Here is a 20564-nt window from a genome sequence, read left to right on the forward strand (position 1 = left end):
TTTTCGTTGATAAAAACTTCGATCGAATCTCAGTCCTTTAGCTTTCTTCTTAAACGAGAATCAGGTTATTTAGGGATCTTATACATGAAAATATATAGACGCTCCGTATTATCGATGGTTATTAGGGCGGCTCTGTTTTTTCCTGGATTAAGTGTTAATGCAGTAGCAGCCTCATCATGCGGCGCTTCGAATACAACCACCACGATTTCCGATGACGAAACAGAACCCTGTAATTTGGCAGAGGGTGAAAATCTGATTGTCAATCAAAATGCATCGATTAGTGTCCCTAAAGGGCTACCAAACAGTTCGGATCCCTATGGCCTGAATTACAGTGCGGTCAATGTTGGCAGTAACAATAATCAGGTGCCCGTAATCTCCGTTAGTGATATTGAGAATAAAGGAGATTTGCAGGGAAGTGCTGGAGTCACAGTCACTTACACGGGTTCTGTTGGACAACTGCTTAATCGCGGAACGATAAGTGGAGTGGGCGGAACCATTTGGGTTTCTGGCGAGATAACCACGTTGGATAATTATGGTTCAATTAAATCCATAGATGCTCCTGGTTCAGTAAATTCAATACAGATCCAGCCGGCGAGTAACTCAAATGATAATGGACAATATGGGCGGATAGATACCATCCGAAATCGGAAAGAAGGATCGATCGAGGGGATAGCGGTTATCGCCTCAAGTCTTAATACGCTTGATAATGATGGAGTGCTGTCACAGAACAATAAGAACAATATTGCTGCGACGTTTGATATCGACTCCGGAAGTCATGTCGGCACTTTCAATAATAATGGGGCAGTGACTGGGCTTCGCCATGGCGTTCAGATCCAAGGTGGGGGATACCTTGAAAACTTAAATAATCACTCCGGGAGTCAAGGGATCACGGTTGACCAGAATGCCATCCAGGTCTCTGGGGAAGGTATTCCCATCGGGGCTAGCCTTCCCGCAAAACCGTCTAAAATTCAACAAATTACCAACGCATCCTCTCTATATGGCAAACAAAATGGCATTTATATCGACGATAAAAGCGTCGTCGACACTATCACAAATCTGGAGGGAGGCGTGATACGGGGTGGGCAATTTTCTATCAATAACCAGGGAACGATTACCAACGGTATTTATAATACAGGCGCGATTGACGGCAAAGTGGAGCTAGGCGATACCCGTCTTTACCTGTCTGGCCCCAAGGCAAGCCTGAACGGTAATGTCAGCGGAACCCAAAAATCAATTGTCACTATCGGGGACAACGGCACCTCCCCCAATAATCTGGATCTTACATTTACTGATGACATGAATGTTGGAACGGTGAAAATATTATCGGGAAGTGCGTTACGTCTGGGTAACGGAAATAAAGCGGGAAGCGTCTCCAATGATATTGATAATGCGGGAAACCTGTATTTTAACCGTAACGATAAGGTGACTCATAGCCACGTTATAAGTGGCGCCGGTTCTGTTCACCAAATAGGTAGTGGTAACACTATTTTGACGGGCATAAATACCTATACCGGTGAAACCAATATTGAATCCGGCACTTTACAACTGGGTGATAAAGGGGCAACGGGAAGCATTGATAATACGTCCAAGGTGACAATTGGGCAAAGCGGTGTGCTTGCCTTCGACCGAACAGATCCCCTCCTTTTTGCCGCTGATATTGAAGGCGTCGGTTCCCTTAGCCAGCAAGGTACAGATGTGACCCTGACCGGCAATGTGACCACGGCTAAGCCGATCGCAGTGACATCAGGCAAGCTGCAATTTGGCGATGGCACCAAAATTGGCACACTCTCACTCGCCGGCATTGACAACAAGGGAACCGTTATTGTTGCCGGTGCAGGTGGCAGTGTGGTGACACTTGATGGTGAAATCAGCGGGACGGGCGCACTGGAAGTCACTGGTGGCAAGGCGATTGTAACCGGTAACAGCTCCTACTCAGGCCAAACCACGATTGGCAATGGCGCAACACTGCAACTCGGTAATGGCAGCACAGCCGGAAACCTTGCCAAGAAGAACCACATCTTAAACAACGGCACCTTGACGCTGAATTTGAATGGAACCAGCCGTTTTGACGGTATTATTTCTGGCAGTGGCCATATCCAGAAAATTGGCGCGGGTGTCACAACGCTAAGTTCGGATTCATCTGCCTTTACAGGTTCAACGAGTGTTGAGGGCGGTACGCTTGTCGTTGACGGCCAGCTAGGTACAACAACCTCGACCTTCAATGTTAAAAATGGGGGTTCCGTTAATGGCACCCGCATCATTGGAGGCAAAACAACGATTGAAAGCGGAGGTCACCTTGCGGGCAAACAAGGTAATACTTTGACATTTAACAATGATCTTGTTCTTAGCAACGGCGCAAATGTGGATATTTCTCTTGGGGCGGAGAGTGCGTCCGCACCGACATTATTTGATGTTCATGGTGATTTGACACTGGCAGGAACGCTTAATGTCAAGGATCTGGGGGGCTTCTCAGCCGGTGAATACGATATATTCCACTATGCTGGCACCTTAACAAATAAAGGAATGACATTCGCGGGTGGAAAACCGGGTTCACTCTCGCTTAGTACGAACAAAGATAAAGCAATCCACCTCATCAATACTGGCGGCATGGCCCTGAACTATTGGGATGGGGGTGACACCAGCAAACACAGCAATAATAAGGTTGATGGTGGTGATGGTATTTGGCGGGTTGGCGGAAACGATAACTGGACGACAAAAACCGGAACGTCCAATGCCAGTTGGAAAAATAGTGACCAGTTTGCCATTTTCTCAGGAACCGCAGGCACTGTGCAGGTCGATAATAGCGGCGGCAATGTCGCTGTCAATGGCATGCAGTTTAGCACCGATGGCTACAAAATCACCGGCGACTCTCTGACGTTAGAAAATGACGGAACGGGCAGTGCCAAAATTCGTGTTGGAATGGGTAATCAGTCAACGGCTGATAAGGTGGCCACGATTGAGTCAGCCCTTACGGGGTCGGCGACACTTGAGACAACGGATTACGGTACGTTGGTTTTGACCGGTGAGAATGGTTACACCGGTGGCACGAAAGTGACGCGGGGGATTCTTCAAATAGGAAATGGTGGCACTAAAGGCCGTATTTCCGGTGATGTCGTTACCGGCCATGAAGGTACGCTGATCTTTGACCGTTCAGATAAGGTAACGTTTGGCCACAATATAACTGGCGAGGGAAAGCTGGTTCAAAACGGTGAAGGCACGTTAGTCCTCACGGGCACGAATACCCATTCTGGCGGCACGGCAATTCGTCATGGCGCCTTACAGGTCGGTGACGGGCATGACAGCGGAACCCTTGCCGGATTGATCGAGAGTGGAACCGGTACGAAACTGGTTTTCAACCGTGCCGATCAAATGGCATTTTCCGGCTCCCTGAAAGGGCAAGGGCAATTGGTACAGGCGGGTAGTGGTACGACCATCCTGACCGGCGCGAACCCCTATACAGGCCTGACCGAAGTCCAGAAGGGCGTACTTCGCCAAGGTGTGAAGGGCGCTTTCAGTGCAGCTTCGTCCTATACAATCGGCCAGAATGGTACGCTGGATATGGGGGGATTTGATACCACAATTTCCACCTTGAATAACCGTGGAACCGTCTTGTTTGGCGGAGATGGCAAAGCCGTCGGGCATACACTGGCGATCGCGGGCCACTATAGCGGCAATAACGGTACGGTGAGTTTATCGACCGTGCTGGGAGGCGATAATTCAAAGACTGACAGGCTCGTGGTGAATGGCGGCACATCCGGCACAACGCATCTCGTGATCAAAAATGTCGGTGGCGCTGGCGCACCGACGAATGAAGGCATCAAGGTTGTTGATGTGAAAGGCGCATCGGATGGAACGTTCAATTTGGTGGGTGACTATAACTATAAGGGAGAGCCGGCCGTTGTAGCCGGTGCCTATGCTTATCGTCTTTATAAGAATGGTATTGATAATCAGGATGGAAATTGGTATCTGCGCTCTTCATTGACGAGTCCAGAACCCAATCCAAATCCGAATCCCAATCCTGAACCCAATCCAGATCCGACGCGGCTCTATCATGCAGGCGTTAGCATTTACGAAGCTTATGGACGGGTTTTACAGACGCTGAATATGCCTGATTCTTTGCATGGTCGGGTCAGCGGGCGTGAGGACAGTAGGCTACGGGGCGATGGTTTCAAAACCGCCGTTGGCGAGGGTCGCGCAGACGATAACACAAGCCAGTTGCCCACGGGTGCCTGGGGGCGGATGGGCGCCTCTTATGGCAAGTTATCGCCACGTGTCAGCACATCTGGGGCTGGTAATATCACCTATAATATGGCCCGTGCTCAAGTCGGCGTCGATGGCCGATTTTATGAAAATGACCAAGGCTCAGTGGTTGGCGGTGTTTTCCTGCAATATGCGAATATTAATGCAGATGTAGGCTCTGTGCATGGTGAAGGTAAAATCCGTGCGAAGGGTTATACGCTAGGCGCCACAAGTACGTGGTACGGTAATAATGGATTTTATGTGGATGGATTAACTCAGTTTACCTACTTTGACAATGATCTGGATTCAAAGACCGCAGGCCAGCGTTTGGGAACGGGTAAGTCCGCCCTCGGATATGCATTGAGCCTGGAAACAGGACGACGGCTTGATTTGAATCCAAAATGGTCCCTGATCCCGCAGGCACAACTCATTTTCTCCTCCGTTAAAATGAACGATTTCCAGGATACGTTTGGAACCAAAATTCACTTTGACCAAAGTGAAAACATTAAGTTGCGCGTGGGTGCGACGATAGACTATAACCAAAAGTGGCGTGATGCCCTGAACAAGGATGAGAAAGCGACACATCTCTACGGCCTGTTCAACATTCATCAGGCACTTCCAGGGCATAATGATGTTACTCACGTGGCCGATGTGACCTTTAGCAGGGGCAGCGATCTGACCTGGAGTGAGTTGGGGGCGGGTGGTTCCTATCGTTGGAGGGATGGCAAATATACTGTCTTTGGCCAGACTTCTGTTAACACCAGCCTGAATAATTTTGCCGACAGCTACGAGCTGGGCGCAAAAATTGGTCTAAGGATGACATGGTGATTGAGTAAAGTGCCTGTCACTGGAATTAACTGAAAACCGTGGGGATGCGATGCCCCACGGTGAGACCCTGTTTCTAATTTCTAATTTCTAATTTCTAATTGTTAAATTATCTTTTGAACTTATTCGTAAAATTTCCACCCTGCTATAGAGACAAATAAATCATTGAAATCAATCGAGCCACCATAATCTTCAAAAGCCGCGGTATAGGTTTTTCCTAGCGTTATTTTCCCCCCATTTGCAGTTATATCACTGTTGCCCATGTCAAACTCAAGCCTGGTACTTTGGGGGCAATCAACAGTACATATAAGATTTCCCGATGATCCTGTATAGAGAATTATATTGGCTGTGCTATGAGGTGCGCCAGATGGATCGTATGGTTTGCTCCAAGTATAGTAAATATATCCGGTGTCTTTATCTGATAATGTCACAGTATAATCATAACCAGCTTGTGTCATAAAGTAATATGAAACATGCCAATTATTCTCTATGCCTGTAAAATAAAGTGTTTTCGTTGCCATTTATAATTACCTCTTTAATATTGTCCAATACTATATTTTAAGATCCCTACATAATGATTGGCAGTCACCCTGATAATACAACTCCCTCCCACTTTTCCTTTCAGGTTTATTTGGAATTGTCCGATTTCATCTGTAATCATTGTTCGTATCGTATCGGGATTTAAAGCAATTTCTAGTACACTGATTATGTTTATGGCTTGGTCTATTTTATAATAGACAATCGCGTTTTTAATTGGCTCTGATGTTTTTTTATCGTAAACCTGGACTGTAATTGTTTCATATTCTTCACCAATTTTTTCACTGCCAGTTATTATGACGTTCGCTTCATTAATCGGAGAAAAATAGAGTTCTGCCTTATCATTTATATCCCCTGATTCTATTTGTATTGAAAAAATACCGGCAGCCGCTGAGGTTGCATAAAAAACGGCCTGCCCATTCTGGTTTGTGACACAAGTAGACGGCGTAACATGAACATGGCTGCTATTGGAAGCAAGACGTATTGGGGCACCGGATACTGCCTCCTTTTTTTCATCTAAGGCAGTGATGAGGACAGAATTTGGGGTGTAACCATTGGACGGAATGCCATTTGTCAAAACATCGCTTTTTAAATAGGCAATGACCGCAGGCTGTGGGGAATTTGTCTTTTTAATTGTGACGTGGGTACTTTCAGATTTAGTTATATTCCCTATTAAATCGGTGATGGTATAGAAAATATCATAGCTACCGAGAGGGAGTACAGAAAAAGGGATGGTTATTTGATACGTTGGATCATTGATATTTTCATTTGTGATGAAAAACGGTATTGATGATAGATACGAAGTCAGATGAACAATAATTTTATACTCAATACGAATTTTTTCATTTCTTTTTACTATGACTACTAGTTCGTCTTGGTCTAGTTCTGATTCATCAATAATTCCATTGTAACTTTGTGGTAAAGACGGTGGAACAAGAATGGCATTCAATATTGTGTTTTTTGTAGACATGCTATCACCTTTCACAATCAATGACCTTTAGAGGTGACTGCCAAGAAGCAGTAACGATTAGCAGTCACATATTCTGGTTAGGGTGCTACTCTACCGAACCGCCTTCCCCTGGTGCGACTGTACCAAAACTTCGGGTGAAAAGTTTCGATTTCTGGTTCTGGGCAAGACGACTGTAATCTATCGTGAGTATTGCTACATCATAACCCTCTGCGGAGTCATACCCCATTAGTTTATCGGGCGTGATGGTAGCTTTATAATAGTCATTTGTTATTTCTGTCGATTGTACAGGGTGATTTTTAACCATCACAATCGGTAAAGGCCGTGCTTCTTCTGGGTAGATATCGACATAGTGTGAGATATAAGCGGTAATCGTGATCATATCACCTACGGCGATCGTGTGATCCGGATTATTCGGATCGGATGGCAATCGAACCTCAAGCCCTTTTGTACCGATGCTGTTGTTATTAATTGGGTCATATATGCCAATATAGTAACCGTACTGGTCATACACCCTTGGAGCAACCAAAGTACGGTGCCCGTCATTGGGGCTTGGACCGTTAATACCACCGTTATCATAATTTATGTAATCAAGTTTGGAGCTTTCCGGTATACCTGTTTGGTTAAGCGCAACATAGCTGATATGATTATCACCCGGATACAGGTCGCTGTAAGGGACTTTAAATTTATAATATCCGCTTTCTTCAACGGTTAGCCGTCCAACGAAGAGTTCTTTCTTTAAAACGTCTTTTTTATCGTCCGTCACAAACCCGATGACAAAATCACCGGTTTTAGCGCCTTGGTAGCTCGGAACCATGAAATGAAAATCATCCGCCTCATTTGGCCTTGTTAAAGTAGAAGACAAAAATGTTTCTTCAATGCCTGGTGGTTCAAGGTTGTCAGATACATTAGTTGGAACAGCCGTAATAAATATGATTTGTCTTTGATTGTATTTCTCATCACTGAATATCGTATCAAGTTCAACGAACTTAGAGATACCCTGAGTGGCATATATTTTTAGATTCACCGCCGCGCTTGATGTTTTCTGAATCAGGTAGTAATAAAAATTATTATCCATATCAATATGATAAGGTGTAATTTCAACACTGTCCTCTGTGAATATTCGTAGGCGGGCTGTTGTACGAAGCGGAATATCATAGTTTGAAATTGGACCACCCTTTTCTAACATCGGATTGATTGACGCTGAAACGAATGGGTTGGTTTTAGTCGGGGGAGGGCCAGTAAAATCAACGGGATTTGGGTCATACAGGTAAAACGATGCCCCTCTCAGTGCGCAAGTCTCTGGTTTCAGGTCTGGATTGTCGGCCGCTTTATAGCTGACATCCAGTTTGGGTTGACTTGCCGTATTCGCGGCAAACGAGATGTTGTAATCGCTATTATTTTCACCGGCTTGGAGTATAAATTGCTGGGAAAATATATTCTTAAAAACTGTACCAGGGAACGCCTTGATGAGTTTCACCCCCGATGATTTAGTGATATTGATCTCGGCATTGGTATAATTTTGTTCACCGCTTACAGTTACAACCACACTGAACGGTTGGCCTTTGATAATATTTTTGCCACTTGTCGGAACTGTCGTAAGTTGTCCAGCCATGATATTAACCTCTTTAAAATATAAAACTTATTCTTTACTGCACAAACCACATGTTGTGAATGTGGTCTACAGCAGGTTTTGGTTCTGTCTTGAAAGTGACAGAAGAGACAAATTTATATCTAGGACTGTATTACACTGAAATTAAAGGTGTAATTTTACTGAGATTTGCAAACCAAACTTATACCCAAATAAACAGGTGTCAATAGGTATATATAAAAAAGAATTAATATATTGCTTTACACTTAACCAACTTGTAAATGCAGATTTTAAGATTAGAAAACGATTATTAAAGCGATAAATATACTCAATAAATCTCGAATTTATTTTAACTTTTTGATAAATATTGATTTTTAATTATTTTCTATTGTTCCAATCAGATATTTTTAAATAAACCAAGCATTAGTGACTTCGTTTTTACATAAAGAATGAATGTGCTCCATTAATAGAATAAAATAAGATGTTTTCCCAAAGAAAAATATACTCCCTTGTCAAAATGATTAAATAAAGATTATTTGTACTGCCCACTGATTTTATTCAGGCTTGATAGTAAGGTTCGAAAAAAGAGCGCAAAAATCTTGTTTTTCTCGTGCCAAGAACGGATAGTATCGATTCCCATTTTCGAGGGAAACCTCTTAAATAGTCGCCGTACTTTAGTGAAATTAACGATAATTAATCACAGATAACCCAATAGAGAGAAGTGAGGAATGTTATGGGGCCAGTAATGTTAGATGTTGTTGGCTATGAGTTGGATAATGAAGAGCGTGAAATTCTACAGCATCCATTAGTGGGTGGTTTAATTTTATTTACTCGCAACTTCCACGATACAGCACAATTACGTGAGTTGGTTCGCCAAATTCGCGCAGCTTCCCGCCACCGTTTGGTGATTGCCGTTGATCAGGAAGGAGGGCGTGTCCAGCGTTTTCATGAAGGTTTTACGCGCTTACCCGCCGCCCAATCTTTTGCTTGTACGAATGACATGCTTATCGGGGCACATCTGGCAGAAGAATCAGGTTGGTTAATGGCATCAGAAATGATCGCAATGGATATTGATATCAGCTTTGCGCCAGTGTTGGACTTAGGGCATCAATGTACAGCAATTGGTGAACGTTCATTCCACGAAGAGCTGGAGCCTGCGATAGCAATGGCGGAAAAATTTATCAAAGGAATGCATTCCGCGGGGATGCGTTCGACGGGGAAACATTTTCCCGGCCATGGCGCAGTGACGGCAGATTCTCATAAAGAAACGCCAAGGGATAACCGTTCCATGGATGCCATTAGCTGTCATGATATGGTGATTTTCCATGATTTTATTCAACGCAACCTACTGGATGCCATTATGCCCGCCCACGTTATTTATCCTCAGATCGATCACCGTCCTGCGAGTGGCTCACCGTATTGGTTGAAATCCATACTTCGAGGACAATTAGGCTTTGAGGGCGTTATCTTTTCTGATGATTTATCGATGGAAGGCGCAGCCGTGATGGGCAGTTATGCTGAACGCGCTAAAGCGTCATTGGATGCAGGTTGTGACATGATTTTGGTCTGTAACAATCGGGAAGGCGCAATCAGTATATTGGATAACCTTCCAATCATTAACTCACCTAAAGTCAAACGGTTATATCACCAAGGCAAACAATTTAGTTTGGAAGAGTTACAAAAATCTGCACGTTGGCAAAAGGCTAACCAAGCGTTGCATGATTTATGCGAAAAATGGTTACGATGCGAATAATCGTTGAATTATTTACGCATAAATTCGATTCACCTCTGATTTATTGAAAATCGGTATGCAATTTTTGTGATTGGCGTCTAATTAATCAAAAGAATTTAGTGGGGGTTATTTTTGGTATGACCAACTGACCTGCCATGATATTCTGGTGATATTTTCAATATGAAATTTGTTTAGCCTGACGTTATTTAAGGCCGTTATTCACGTTTTTTACTCCAAAAAACGAGATTAACGCCTTACATAACATTATGTTGTATTTTCAGTGGGGTAGTCATGACAACGCCAAAGACAAGAATTGTCATCATTGGTGGGGGCGCGGGTGGTTTAGAACTGGCAACGCGTTTGGGACATAAATTAGGGCGTAAGAAAAAAGCCGAAATTACGTTGGTGGATCGCAACAATAGCCACTTATGGAAACCGCTATTGCATGAAGTTGCAACGGGTTCTCTTGATGATGGCGTTGATGCATTGAGCTATTTGGCTCATGCCAGTAACCATTATTTCAATTTTCAGCTGGGTACACTCACGAATATCAATCGTGAAGGGAAGAAAATTACGCTGGCTGAGATCCGTAATGAAGACGGTGACTTGTTAGTACCAGGGCGTGAACTGGCTTACGACATTCTTGTCATGGCATTGGGCAGCCAATCTAATGATTTTGGTACGGTGGGTGTGAAGGAAAATTGCATTTTCCTTGATAACCCACAGCAGGCACATCGTTTCCATAATGAAATGTTGAACCTGTTCCTGAAATATTCTGCCAACCAATGCGCAGAAGAAAAGGTCAATATCGCGATTGTTGGTGGTGGTGCAACTGGCGTAGAGCTTTCCGCTGAACTCTATAATGCGGTTAAGCAACTTAACAGTTATGGCTTTGAAAGCCTGAATTCAGATGCCTTGAATGTGACGTTGGTTGAAGCGGGAGAGCGTATCCTGCCTGCCTTGCCGACACGTATTTCCAGTGCCGCTCATCAAGAGTTGACCAAACTGGGTGTGAAGGTATTGACCAAAACCATGGTGACCAGTGCCGATGAACAGGGGTTGAATACCAAAGATGGCGGGCAGATCAAAGCCTCTTTGATGGTTTGGGCTGCGGGAATTAAAGCACCTGATTTTATGAAAGATATTGGTGGATTGGAAACCAACCGTATCAATCAACTGGTTGTGAAACCCACTTTGCAAACGACACAAGATGATCATATTTTTGCCATTGGTGATTGTGCATCATGCCCGAAAAAAGAGGGAGGTTTTGTTCCTCCTCGTGCCCAGTCTGCTCATCAGATGGCGAGCCGTTGCTATGACAACATTCTGGCATTGTTGAATGAAAAATCATTGAAAGAGTATGTTTACAAAGATCATGGTTCATTGGTTTCATTATCCAAGTTCAGCACTGTTGGTAGCCTGATGGGGAACTTGATGCGGGGTTCAATGATGGTTGAAGGCCGTATTGCTCGTATGGTTTATATCTCTTTGTATCGTATGCATCAGGTTGCGCTGCATGGGTATACCAAAACCGGCTTGATGATGCTGGTTGGCGGAATTAACCGCGTTATTCGTCCACGGCTGAAATTGCATTAACAACTAAAAATGGCTTATCTTAAGGTAATTAATTGAGATGAGCCATTCACCTGGCTATTATATTTATTATTATACATATTAGAATTATTCTTCTCTAAAGTTATCTTGATTATTTATTATAATGAGTAAGGCTGTATTTAAATTAATTTCAGATCGGATTTAAATTAATTCGTTATTGTTATGGGTAATAAACGTTTAAAATAATGGCCTGTAATTATATCAATAGATAGGGTATACAGGATGCATTTAATTGACGTAGTTATGCATACCTATCTAATAAATAAGCAAATAACTTATCAGTGTATTTAACTAATCGGGGTAATAAAGACCGTTTTAGTTGAGTTATTCTGGTATCATAATTTCGACCAGTCTGTAGGATATAGAGATATTAGGAGGATGTGTATCTTTTGCTTTTTGTGTTATATGTAATTTTATATGGCAATTTTTATATGATATGAAGCGAGAGAATGCCAAATTCATCTTCATGAATTAAGTCTTAATGGCGACTATATGGAAACTGTTTTTTCGTAAAGTAAACACGACGCTATTCGCCATAATAAATAGCCATGTAGATGATTACTGATAACTTTGCTGAATTAATGGAATAGGATTTTTCTCAAAAAATAAATTTAGCGCATTTTTAGCTTGCTGCATATCGTTGGGGAATATTCTTTCAATCAAATTGTGGGTAAAATTGTTAATATAGTAAGGTGTTATGTGGTTAAACTAACGGTAAGACAGTCCGTAATGGGTTTGATAATGACTATTGCCATCATTGGTGCTGCCGTAACGTTCTATTTTGAATCCCCACGCCCCAGTGTTGCGCACGTATTGTCTTCGAAACCTATTAGGTCAACAGTTATTTTTCGTCAGTCCTATTGTCAAATTTCAGCATTTCCTATTCCTGCTGCTACAGTAAAAGATATTTCAGGCAATCATTTGATTGAATATGAATATCGTATTTTGACACTTCTTTTTCACTTGAACGTGAAGAGGGCATATCCTGCCTTAACCCAGTCAGTGTTAAAAAATTGCACTGAGTTTCATTTTAAGAAACCCCGTATTGTCGCTTATGATGTCAATTATGTCATTGATGGGCAACCGGGAAAAGTCAGGATTGGCTACAAGCCAGATGACACTATCCCTTTAAATGAGAAAGGGCAGTTGATCATAAAACCCAATCCGCAACAATGAGTTTTTCTCGTTCCTTAAGTAGAAAGCCAAAAGGATTGCACGGTTTCGCTTGTAGTTCGCATGGCGAACTGGGCAAAACAGTGCAATCGGGGCATTGCTCAAATGGCTCGATTAGGCATCACTTTTGTGTTGGTCGCAATGCGCTAATAATTGCTGGATAAATGATAAACGGGCTGCCCGCTCGGTTAATTCAGTCATAAATTTCAATTTATGTGGCCCATCCAATCGATAAATATGGGGTTGTGTTTGCAATAAATTAATCAGATAACTCGGATCGACTTTATTGTGACTGCCAAATTCAATGAAACCGCCTTTTTCATGTGCTTCAATGCGTTTGATGCCGAGTTGTTGGGCGATCAGGCGAATGGAAGCCGATTGCAATAGTTGACGTCCCGGATCAGGTAAAACACCAAATCGGTCAATAAGTTCGACTTTCAGTTCATCCAATTCGGTATTATCCTGCGCGCTGGCGATGCGCTTATAGAACGACAGGCGCATGTTGACATCGGGAATATAGTCATCAGGTAACAGCACCGGCATGCGCAATTCTATCTCAGTCTGGTTATGGGTGAGATCGTCGAGCGATGGCTCCCGCCCATGTTTGAGGGCATCAACGGCACTCTCCAATAATTCCATATAGAGTGTGAAACCGATGCTGGTCATTTGCCCGCTTTGGTCTTCACCCAATAATTCACCCGCCCCCCTAATTTCCAAATCGTGTGTAGCCAATGCAAAACCGGCGCCCAGATCTTCAAGAGATGCAATGGCTTCCAGCCGTTTTTGTGCATCGCGGGTCATGGCTTTTGGATGTGGTGTCAGCAAGTAAGCATAAGCCTGATGATGGGAGCGTCCGACACGCCCACGTAATTGGTGTAATTGGGCTAAGCCGAAGTGGTCGGCACGTTCAATAATGATGGTATTGGCACTGGGGATATCGATACCGGTTTCGATAATAGTGGTGCACACCAGAACATTAAAACGTTGGCGATGGAAATCCGTCATAACGCGTTCCAAATCCCGCTCCCGCATTTGCCCATGTCCCACAACAATTCTGGCTTCGGGAACCAACTCTTCCAGCCGGGCTTTGGCCTTTTCGATGTTTTCAACATCGTTATACAGGTAATAAACTTGCCCACCGCGCAAAATTTCACGCAGGATAGATTCACGTACCACGAGGCTGTCATATTCCCGCACAAACGTTTTCACTGCCAGACGACGCGCCGGCGGGGTGGCGATAATGGAGAGATCGCGTATACCACTCATCGCCATATTGAGTGTACGAGGGATCGGTGTCGCGGTAAGTGTCAGAACGTCGACATCTGCCCGGATAGCTTTAATGCGCTCTTTATGGCGGACACCGAAGCGATGTTCCTCATCAACAATCAACAAGCCAAGATCTTTCCAGCGCAGATCACTTTGCAGAAGTTTATGAGTCCCAATAACGATATCCACTTTGCCTTCCGCCGCCATATCAATGACCTGCTGTTGTTCTTTTGCGCTACGAAAGCGTGACATCACTTCAATATGTACCGGCCAATTTGCAAAGCGATCGCGGAAGTTATCATAGTGCTGCTGTGCCAATAAGGTTGTTGGCACTAGAATAGCGACTTGCTTGTTGTTTATGATGGACAGGAATGCGGCACGCATTGCCACTTCTGTTTTCCCAAACCCAACATCGCCACATACCAGCCTGTCCATAGCGACAGGCTTGCACATATCATCAAGCACTGCGTTGATGGTTTGTTCTTGATCCGGTGTCGTATCAAATGGAAAACTTTGGCAGAACAATTGGTATTGTTCGCGATCATTGTTGAAAGCAAAACCCGGTTTAACGGCACGTCGGGCGTAAACATCCAAAAGCTCGGCTGCTACATCACGCACTTTTTCAGCCGCTTTCTGGCGTGCCTTGTTCCAGGCTTCCCCGCCCAATTTATGTAATGGGGCACTCTCCTCGGCACCACCCGCATAGCGGCTAATAAGATGCAGAGAAGAGACAGGGACGTACAATTTATCTTCCCCTGCGTAAGTCAGGATAAGATATTCTGCCTTAATACCCCCGGCTTCTAACGTTGTTAGCCCTTGATAGCGCCCAACACCATGTTCAAGGTGAACAACCGGCTGTCCATGGCGTAATTCAGCGAGATTGCGGATCAGGGTATCGGCATTGATCGTGCGCCGGTTATCTTGACGGCGGCGGCTGACACGTTCGCCAAGCATGTCACTTTCGCAAATAAGTGCGAGATTGTTATCGTCATCAATAAAACCGTGCTCTGCGGCGCCAACCATCAAATAATGGCCGTGGCTATTGGCATCAGTTAACTGGTTTATTTTTATCGGCTTGATTTTGATTCGGGATAATAAATCGTGTATAGATTCTCGGCGCCCCTCACTTTCCACTGAAAATACGATTTTGCCGCTAAATTGCTCTATGAAACGGCGCAATTTATCCAATGGTTCTTTTTGTTGTGTAGCAACGGATAAATCAGGCAGAGGCTGATAGGCTAAGTTGGTGTTTTTTGCTTTTTGCGGAAGAAGTGCATTATCAACTTCAATACGAGGCCAGTTTTTTAATTCTGAAAATAGCTGATTGACGGGCAACCAGAGCTGTTCAGGCTCGAGTAACGGGCGCATAGGATCAACTTTGCGGTTTTCAAAACGTTGTTTCGTATCCTGCCAGAAACGCTCCGCCGCACTGACCAAATTCTGGGTAATCAACAAGGTATTTTCAGGCAGATATTCAAAGATGGCCGGCAAGGGGTGTTCAAAGAATAGCGGTTGCCAATATTCAATGCCCGCAGGCAGCATTTTCTTACTGACTTGCTGATAAATATGTTCAGCGTCACGACGGACTTCGAACTGTTCACGCCATTGGCTGCGAAACAGCTCAATGGCATCCTGGTCGATGGGGAACTCATGGGCGGGCAATAAACTGATCTTTTCTACTTCGGCCAAGGTTCGCTGGGTATCTACATCGAAAGTGCGGAGGCTGTCAATTTCATCATCAAAAAAATCAATGCGATAAGGATACTCACTGCCCATAGGGAATAGATCAAACAAGGCCCCGCGCGTCGCAAACTCGCCATGCTCAAGGACCTGTTCCACACTGCGATAACCCGCTTTTTCCAATTCTGCCCGCAACTTATCACGTGAAAGGCGTTGTCCTTTGTGCATAACCAAAGCGTGTCCCTTAAGGTAGTCATGTGGGCAGACACGTTGCATCAAGGTGTTGACAGGAAGGATTAGTGCCCCTTTCGTCATAAAGGGTAAGTGATAAAGCGTGGACAGGCGGTTGGAGACAATTTCTTGGTGAGGCGAGAAACTATCGTAAGGCAACGTTTCCCAATCTGACAGGGTATTTATTGGCGCGCCGGTGAACTGTTGAATTTCATCACACAATCGCAGGGCATTTTGCATATCTTTTGTCACCAGCAGTATTGGTCCTGGGTGACGTTCAATGATTTCGGCACACTCAACGGCACAAGCGGCACCGGTCAAATGGCCCAGGTGGCGGATATCACCGCGGCGTTCAGGAAGTTGATAACGGTATTTTGCTGACATAAGTGTTTGATGTGTTCTCTAAGATTCAGTCCATTCCCAACACATTTTTACCCCAGTAGCCTTACAATAAATACGCTGGCAGGTTGAGAGAAAGTAAAAAAAACTCCAGAACCGGGATACGGGTGGTTCCATAAAGTATTGCTACCCTTTATTATCCCTGAACACTTTGCTTTGGCAACAGGGGCGTAACAGATTTCATGATTCAATCTGTCTCATTATTTATAGGATTGCGCTATATGCGCGGGCGAGCGGTCGATAAATTTGGCCGTTTTGTTTCATGGTTGTCTGCTATTGGCATTACGCTAGGAGTGGCGGCCTTGATCACGGTATTGTCCGTGATGAACGGCTTTGAACGTTCATTAGAAAGTAGCATCTTGGGTTTTATGCCGCAAGCTATCATTACCTCGGAGAAAGGCGCTATCGATCCGGTTGAACATCCGAGTAGCCAGCTTGCAGGGCTAAAGGGGATTAATCGCATAACCTCCATCGTGCAAGGGGATGTCGTACTACAAAGCTCCCACAATGTTGGCGTTGGTGTCATGTTGGGGATTACGCCTGACGAATATGCGCCACTGGCGAAATATCTTGTCAATGTTGATCGAAGCCAACTACAACCGGGGCGTTACTTTATCATTCTGGGAGAAAAATTGGCTGCCAAATTGGGCGTCAAACGAGGTGATCAAATCCGTATTCTTGTGCCGAGTGCCAGCCAATTAACACCAATGGGCAGAATTCCCAGCCAACGGTTGTTCACTGTAGCGGGGACATTTTTTGCCAACAGTGAAGTCGATGGTACAGAAATGCTGGTTAATCAACAGGATGCAGCCAGATTGTTGCGTTATCCTATTGGTCATATTACGGGCTGGCGTTTGTTTCTCAATGAGCCACTATCCGTCGATGAATTGAGCCAGCAGCCCCTGCCAAAAGGGTTGGTATGGCAAGATTGGCGCGAACGTAAAGGGGAATTCTTTCAGGCAGTTCGCATGGAGAAAAACATGATGGGATTATTGTTAAGCCTAATCATTGCTGTTGCTGCTTTTAATATTATTACTTCTCTCTCTTTGTTGGTGATGGAAAAACAGGGTGAAATCGCTATCTTGCAGACGCAAGGGTTGACTCGCCGTCAGGTTATGACGATTTTTATGATCCAAGGTGCGGGAGCGGGCATGATTGGGGCGATACTGGGAACGGGATTGGGAATATTGCTTTCCAGTCAGTTGAATAACCTCATGCCGATTATCGGCCTGCTATCTGAAGGTATCCAGTTACCTGTCGCGATTGACACGACACAAGTGACGATGATTGCTATCAGTGCCATGTTGATCTCCTTACTATCCACTTTATACCCTTCCTGGCGCGCCGCTGCCACCCAACCTGCCGAGGCTTTACGCTATGAGTAATCACCCATTATTACTTTGTCATCACCTGTGTAAAAAATATCAGGAAGGGAAAATAGCGACAGAAGTGTTGAAAAATGTCACTTTTTCCATGCAACCAAGAGAAATAATGGCCATTGTCGGCAGTTCTGGCTCTGGAAAGAGTACACTTCTGCACTTGCTGGGTGGCCTGGATTCACCGACATCGGGTGAAGTCCTTTTCAAAGGACAATCACTTAACCAAATGTCTTCGTCTGCGCGGGCAGAATTACGCAACAGTGAAATTGGTTTTATTTACCAGTTTCACCATTTATTGCCTGATTTTTCTGCATTGGAAAATGTGGCGATGCCACTTTTGATTGGTGGTCAGAAACGCCATTCTCAACAAAAGGCATTGGATATGCTGGCCGCAGTTGGGTTGGCGCATCGGGCACATCATCGGCCCTCTGAATTGTCGGGGGGAGAGCGCCAACGTGTCGCCATTGCGCGGGCGCTGGTCAACGAGCCTTCATTGGTATTGGCGGATGAACCAACGGGTAACCTTGACCAACGCAATGCAGACAGTGTGTTTCAGCTTTTGCAAGAATTGAACCAGCGGCAAGGTACGGCATTTCTGGTTGTCACCCATGATATGAAATTAGCCAGCCAACTGGCTCGTCAGGTTGAAATGCGTGATGGCTATTTACAGGATGAATTAACCCTGATGACGGGGGAGAGGTAATGGTAAAGCTGCCTCTTGCATTATTTACCGCATTGCGATTTAGCCGAGGCCGCCGTCGCTCAGGAATGGTTTCCCTGATTTCTGTCATTTCGACGCTGGGTATTATGCTGGGTGTCGCTGTGCTGATTATTGGCCTGAGTGCCATGAACGGTTTTGAGCGGGAACTGAAAAATCGGATACTTTCCGTTGTGCCACATGGGCAAATTTATGCTGTGGATCAGCCGTTTCAGGATTGGAAAACCGCCCTTGAACGGGTAAGACAGACATCAGGTATTGTCGGTGCCTCCCCCTATATTGAGTTTACTGGCCTGATGGAGCGTGGTGAAAAACTCCATGCTATACAGGTACGCGGTGTCGATCTGGATACCGAGATGCAGGTGAGTACCTTACCTCAGTTTGTCCGTAATGGGGCATGGAAGACGTTCAGGGCAGGGAAAAATCAGGTGATTTTAGGGCAGGGAGTGGCTAATTCCCTGCACGTGAAACAGGGCGGTTGGGTGACGGTCATGATCCCCAATAATGACGCAAGCCTGAAACTCTTGCAGCCTAAACGCATCCGTTTACAAGTTGCGGGCATTTTCCAATTGAGTGGCATGTTAGATCACAGCCTGGCCCTTATCCCTTTGTCCGATGCCCAGAGTTATTTGGATTACGGTAATGCCATCACCGGTATTGCCATTAAGGCTGATAATGTCTTTGCCGCGGAGCAGCGTGTTTGGGATGCAGGTAATGCCACGAAAAAATATGTGTATATCAGCACATGGGTAAAAGATTACGGGTATATGTATAACGATATCCAGATGATACGTAGCATTATGTATCTGGCTATGGTGCTGGTTATCGGTGTTGCGTGCTTTAATATTATTTCAACGTTGATTATGGCCGTGAAGGATAAAAGCAGTGATATCGCCATCCTGCTTACGTTGGGTGCCAAGGATAGCCATATCAGGGCAATTTTTTTATGGTATGGACTACTGACTGGCATGATAGGCAGTAGCATCGGGGTCGTTGTTGGGGTTTTCACATCATTAAATTTGACGACTATCATTAAAGGATTGGAAAAACTGCTTGGACACCAACTTCTTTCAGGAGATATCTATTTTATCGATTTCTTGCCGTCAGAATTACATGTCATGGATGTGCTTTATGTTCTGTTAACGGCATTGGTATTAAGTTTGTTGGCGAGTTGGTATCCTGCCCGTCGAGCCAGTAAACTTGATCCCGCGCGGATTTTGAGTGGTCAATAGCATATCCGGGTATCAACGCATATCTTGGCTCGCTATCGTATACCGTTGAATGGGTAAAGTGAATCGGCTGAAAGAACATACATGAACACATTAAGGAACAATCTATGCGGGTTCTTCATCGGCACAGTAAATTTTACCGAATGAGGCGATTACGGCGTCAGCGATTACATAAGCAAAATTTTTACAGGGATATCCGCTTGGCAAATAAAATCAAAAAACCCCATGTGGTGGTGCTGACGGGAGCAGGTATTTCTGCTGAGTCAGGCATTCAAACATTTCGTGCTTCCGATGGCCTGTGGGAAGAACATCGCGTCGAAGATGTAGCAACCCCGGAAGGTTTTCAACGTGATCCTGATCGGGTCCAGGCATTTTATAATGCCCGCCGAAAACAGCTCCAGCAACCGGAAATCCAGCCTAATGCAGCACATTATGCGCTGGCGGAACTTGAACATGCGCTTGGTGACCATTTTTTATTGGTGACACAGAATATTGATGATCTGCATGAACGTGCGGGTAGCCATCGTGTCCTGCATATGCATGGTGAATTGCTCAAGGTTCGGTGTTGTCAATCTGGGCAGGTGGTTGGGTGGACAACGGATCTCACTATGGAAGAGCGTTGCCATTGTTGCCAGTTCCCGTCCCCATTGCGCCCCCATGTCGTGTGGTTTGGAGAGATGCCATTGGGTATGGAACAGATTTACTCTGCTTTGGCCGATGCTGACATCTTTATGGCTATCGGAACATCGGGGCATGTTTACCCCGCCGCCGGTTTTGTGCATGAGGCTAAATTGTCTGGCGCTCATACGGTTGAATTGAATCTTGAACCCAGCCAGGTTGAAAATCTGTTCGATGAAAAACACTATGGTCATGCCAGTAAAATAGTGACGCAATATGTTCAATCCCTGATTCAACAGATGAAGGCAGATAAAAGCTGATTTGACGCAATACCGACACTATCCATCTTTTCCATAATGAATTCAC

General features: G+C 44.8%; 12 protein-coding genes. 8 read left to right on the top strand and 4 right to left on the bottom strand.

Annotated features, from left to right (window positions below; genetic code table 11):
* Positions 1–84: 84 nt before the first annotated feature.
* Positions 85–5067: an autotransporter outer membrane beta-barrel domain-containing protein gene (locus Xkoz_RS00935; protein WP_099140329.1), complete on the top strand. Its 4983-nt coding sequence runs from the start codon at positions 85–87 to the stop codon at positions 5065–5067.
* 119 nt (positions 5068–5186) lie between these two features.
* Here Xkoz_RS00935 and Xkoz_RS00940 read toward each other — a convergent pair whose 3' ends face one another.
* The 3 genes from Xkoz_RS00940 to Xkoz_RS00950 form a co-directional block, all read right to left on the bottom strand.
* On the bottom strand, positions 5187–5585 hold the full coding sequence (locus Xkoz_RS00940) for a hypothetical protein (protein ID WP_099140330.1): 399 nt from the start codon (positions 5583–5585) through the stop codon (positions 5187–5189).
* A 14-nt stretch (positions 5586–5599) separates the two neighbouring features.
* A complete protein-coding gene (locus Xkoz_RS00945) occupies positions 5600–6571 on the bottom strand; it encodes an Ig-like domain-containing protein (RefSeq protein WP_099140331.1) in 972 nt (323 codons plus the stop codon).
* 85 nt (positions 6572–6656) lie between these two features.
* Positions 6657–8183 (bottom strand): hypothetical protein, encoded by a 1527-nt coding sequence (locus Xkoz_RS00950; protein WP_099140332.1) that lies wholly within the window; start codon positions 8181–8183, stop codon positions 6657–6659.
* Between the two features lie 709 nt (positions 8184–8892).
* Between Xkoz_RS00950 and nagZ the strand changes: the two genes are divergently transcribed.
* From nagZ to umoD, 3 genes are all read left to right on the top strand, one after another.
* Positions 8893–9912: a beta-N-acetylhexosaminidase gene (nagZ, locus tag Xkoz_RS00955; protein WP_099140333.1), complete on the top strand. Its 1020-nt coding sequence runs from the start codon at positions 8893–8895 to the stop codon at positions 9910–9912.
* A gap of 270 nt (positions 9913–10182) precedes the next feature.
* Positions 10183–11487 carry an NAD(P)/FAD-dependent oxidoreductase gene (locus tag Xkoz_RS00960; RefSeq protein WP_099140334.1) on the top strand — a complete coding sequence of 435 codons (1305 nt, stop codon included), beginning with the start codon at positions 10183–10185 and terminating at the stop codon, positions 11485–11487.
* A 717-nt stretch (positions 11488–12204) separates the two neighbouring features.
* Complete coding sequence (umoD, locus tag Xkoz_RS00965) at positions 12205–12681, top strand: UmoD family flagellar biogenesis regulator (protein ID WP_099140335.1); 477 nt, start codon at positions 12205–12207, stop codon at positions 12679–12681.
* A 111-nt stretch (positions 12682–12792) separates the two neighbouring features.
* On the opposite strand, the gene mfd is transcribed toward umoD, so the two are convergent.
* Positions 12793–16239: a transcription-repair coupling factor gene (gene mfd / locus Xkoz_RS00970; protein ID WP_099140336.1), complete on the bottom strand. Its 3447-nt coding sequence runs from the start codon at positions 16237–16239 to the stop codon at positions 12793–12795.
* A 197-nt stretch (positions 16240–16436) separates the two neighbouring features.
* On the opposite strand from mfd, the gene lolC reads away from it, so the two are divergent.
* The 4 genes from lolC to cobB all read left to right on the top strand — a co-directional run bounded on the left by lolC (position 16437) and on the right by cobB (position 20518).
* Positions 16437–17639, top strand: a complete 1203-nt coding sequence (gene lolC / locus Xkoz_RS00975) for a lipoprotein-releasing ABC transporter permease subunit LolC (protein ID WP_099140337.1) — start codon at positions 16437–16439, stop codon at positions 17637–17639.
* Positions 17632–18336, top strand: a complete 705-nt coding sequence (gene lolD / locus Xkoz_RS00980; protein ID WP_099140338.1) for a lipoprotein-releasing ABC transporter ATP-binding protein LolD — start codon at positions 17632–17634, stop codon at positions 18334–18336. Before lolC ends, lolD begins: the two co-directional genes overlap by 8 nt.
* The gene (gene lolE / locus Xkoz_RS00985; protein WP_099140339.1) at positions 18336–19583 is read left to right on the top strand and encodes a lipoprotein-releasing ABC transporter permease subunit LolE; all 1248 of its coding nucleotides are present in this window, start codon (positions 18336–18338) and stop codon (positions 19581–19583) included. Before lolD ends, lolE begins: the two co-directional genes overlap by 1 nt.
* 104 nt (positions 19584–19687) lie before the next feature.
* The gene (gene cobB / locus Xkoz_RS00990; RefSeq protein WP_099140340.1) at positions 19688–20518 is read left to right on the top strand and encodes a Sir2 family NAD+-dependent deacetylase; all 831 of its coding nucleotides are present in this window, start codon (positions 19688–19690) and stop codon (positions 20516–20518) included.
* Positions 20519–20564: the final 46 nt, after the last annotated feature.

The sequence above is a fragment of the Xenorhabdus kozodoii genome, from assembly GCF_002632875.1.
Taxonomy (GTDB): domain Bacteria; phylum Pseudomonadota; class Gammaproteobacteria; order Enterobacterales; family Enterobacteriaceae; genus Xenorhabdus; species Xenorhabdus kozodoii.

Excerpts from the sequence above, each read along its gene's own strand:
- Xkoz_RS00935 (WP_099140329.1), top strand. The coding sequence starts at position 85 with ATGAAAATATATAGACGCTCCGTATTATCGATGGTTATTAGGGCGGCT.
- Xkoz_RS00940 (WP_099140330.1), bottom strand. The coding sequence starts at position 5,585 with ATGGCAACGAAAACACTTTATTTTACAGGCATAGAGAATAATTGGCAT.
- Xkoz_RS00945 (WP_099140331.1), bottom strand. The coding sequence starts at position 6,571 with ATGTCTACAAAAAACACAATATTGAATGCCATTCTTGTTCCACCGTCT.
- Xkoz_RS00950 (WP_099140332.1), bottom strand. The coding sequence starts at position 8,183 with ATGGCTGGACAACTTACGACAGTTCCGACAAGTGGCAAAAATATTATC.
- nagZ (WP_099140333.1), top strand. The coding sequence starts at position 8,893 with ATGGGGCCAGTAATGTTAGATGTTGTTGGCTATGAGTTGGATAATGAA.
- Xkoz_RS00960 (WP_099140334.1), top strand. The coding sequence starts at position 10,183 with ATGACAACGCCAAAGACAAGAATTGTCATCATTGGTGGGGGCGCGGGT.
- mfd (WP_099140336.1), bottom strand. The coding sequence starts at position 16,239 with ATGTCAGCAAAATACCGTTATCAACTTCCTGAACGCCGCGGTGATATC.
- lolC (WP_099140337.1), top strand. The coding sequence starts at position 16,437 with ATGATTCAATCTGTCTCATTATTTATAGGATTGCGCTATATGCGCGGG.
- lolD (WP_099140338.1), top strand. The coding sequence starts at position 17,632 with ATGAGTAATCACCCATTATTACTTTGTCATCACCTGTGTAAAAAATAT.
- lolE (WP_099140339.1), top strand. The coding sequence starts at position 18,336 with ATGGTAAAGCTGCCTCTTGCATTATTTACCGCATTGCGATTTAGCCGA.
- cobB (WP_099140340.1), top strand. The coding sequence starts at position 19,688 with ATGCGGGTTCTTCATCGGCACAGTAAATTTTACCGAATGAGGCGATTA.